Genomic DNA, 2,539 nt, shown 5'->3' on the forward strand with positions numbered 1-2,539 from the left:
TAGAAAACAAAAAACGCCGCCCTTATGGCGACGTTCAAGAGAAGAAGTGCTTGACCCACAGTCCGCGATTAGACAACCCACAGTCCGCGATTAGACAACGCGGGCGTAATCGCCTCACTGCCTTTGGCGAGCTTGCGCTTAGCCAGTTCCAAAATCCTGTGGTTTCAATTCTTTTCCTGACCGCACTCCTGTCGCTCAGCTTGAGGAGTTATTCTGATGCGGCAATCATTCTGGTCATTCTTCTGCTAAGCGCTGTACTGGGAGCAACTCAAGAATATGCTGCTCGGCGCGACTTTCGGCATCTGCTTTCGCAGAGCCAACATATGGTCCGTGCCCGCCGGGGCGGCAAACGGAAAACGATACCCGCAGACGATGTGGTGCCGGGTGATATACTCTCTTTTGCCGCCGGTGATCTTGTGCCTACGGATTGTCGACTGATTTCTGCGGAACATCTGTTCGTAGTTGAAGGTGCATTGACCGGCGAACCGTTTCCGGTCGAAAAATCGACCGAGCCTGTCCCACAGGCTGAACCACTTGCAACACGCACGTCTGCACTTTGGGCCGGAACGTCAGTCCGCAGTGGCTTTGGAGAGGCAGTCGTCGTCTCGACCGGGGCCGAAACGATCTTTGGTCAACTTGGCAAGTCAATAGAGCGCCGCGAGACAGAAACGGCCTTTACACGCGGACTGGGAAAATTCGGCGTCATGCTGTCCGAGATCATGCTGGTCATTGTCGTATCGGTCTTTGCCGTGAATACGGGGCTTGGTCGCCCGCTCATCGAGAGCCTGACGTTCTCACTCGCTCTCGCCGTGGGTCTGACCCCACAGATGCTGCCGGCGATCTTGTCCGTCACCTTCGCAACGGGTGCCCGGCGTCTCGCCCACCGAGGTGTTATCGTCAAACGGCTTTCGGCGGTGGAAAATCTGGGGTCGATGACAGTGCTTTGCACCGACAAGACGGGAACGCTGACAGAAGGGCGCATCGCACTTTTGCAAGCCGTGCAGCCCGACGGATCCGAAAATTCCAGCGTTCTGGACGTTGCGGCCCTGAACGCGGCACGGCAGCACGGACAGGCAAACCCCTTTGATGCAGCAATTCTGGCGGCTGCAGAGTTGGCAGGGCACCCGCCGCTCGATGGCCCCAGGCTTGCAGAAATCCCCTACGATTTTTCTCGCCGCCGTGTGTCTGTGCTGGTGCCCGATGGCAACGGCATGCGCTTGTTGACCAAAGGTGCTGCGCTGCCGGTTCTTGCCTGCTGCAACAGCACGCGTGACGGCGAAATTGACACCTTGCAAAGGGTCCGGCTTGAAGAAAGGATCGCGGCCTGGGGGACGGAGGGGCTGCGTGTACTGGCGGTCGCAACCAAACGATGTGCATCCGCCGATATCTTTCCCGAGGACGAGGCAAGTTTGAATCTTGAAGGGTTCCTGCTCTTCAGCGACCCAGTACGAACTGACGCACCAGCCTTGATCAAAGAACTGAAGAACCGTGGCGTTACCATTCGAATCATCACCGGCGACAACCGGTATGTTGCCGAGAGCGTTGCTTCCAGGCTTGGCCTTCCAAACCCGGTTCCCGTGACGGGTTTGGAGGTTCGTCAATCAGGTGCCGAAGCGCTTATGAGGATTGTGGCCGCAAACGCAGTTTTCGCTGAGATGGAGCCCGCTGACAAGGAACGAATTGTACAGGCGCTTCGGGATGCAGGAGAGGTCGTCGGGTATCTGGGAGATGGCATAAATGATGCCACTGCATTGCGGCTCGCCGATATCGGGATTTCGGTCGACACCGCAACCGAGGTTGCGCGCGACGCGGCCGACCTTGTCCTGACGAGACCTGATCTTGGCACCGTGTTGACATGTGTCGATGAAGGCAGGCGCGCATTTGCCAACACTCAAAAATACCTCCGGATTACCACGGCGGCAAGTTTCGGAAACATGATCTCGATGGCGGTGGCGTCCCTTCTGTTACCGTTTCTTCCTTTGACGACAGGGCAGATCCTGTTGAACAACCTCTTGTCGGACGTCCCGATGCTGGCTCTTGCCGGCGACCGCGTTGATGACGAAGACTGCGCACGACCACATCGTTGGTCCGCGCACCGCATGCTGCGATTTATGCTTGTCTTTGGGCTGGTATCTTCACTTTTTGACGCCTTCACATTTGCTCTTTTGTACCTCGTGTTCGAAACAGGGCCACAAGTGTTTCACACCGGCTGGTTCGTCGTTTCTCTGCTGACGGAATTGATCTTCCTGATGTCCATCCGGACTGCAAGGCAGGCATGGCGCAGCTGCCCATCTTTGCTCTTGCTGGGACTAAGCATTGCGACCACGGTGATTGCGGTGTTGCTGCCGTTGTCGGGTTTTGGAGCGGTGCTTGGCTTCGAAGCGATTTCCACTCAGTTAATTTTTTCGGTTGGAGCAATCATTCTCGGCTACGGACTTGCAACCGAGATCGCGAAGGTCGTCATTGGACCTGTCACGCTTCTGTGCCGCCCCAAGTGCTCGTTTAAGCTACTTTCCGCTCGAAGGCGACGGGGCTTTTC

The 2,539-nt window shown here is 56.7% G+C and carries 1 protein-coding gene; it reads left to right on the plus strand.

What is annotated here, in order from left to right:
• A partial coding sequence (gene mgtA, locus ACSHXH_RS19285; RefSeq protein WP_435673423.1) for a magnesium-translocating P-type ATPase occupies positions 1 to 2,539 on the plus strand: 2,539 nt, incomplete at both ends.

Origin of the sequence: Marivita sp. (assembly GCF_051251565.1) — a bacterium.
In the GTDB taxonomy this organism is placed as follows: Bacteria; Pseudomonadota; Alphaproteobacteria; order Rhodobacterales; family Rhodobacteraceae; genus Marivita.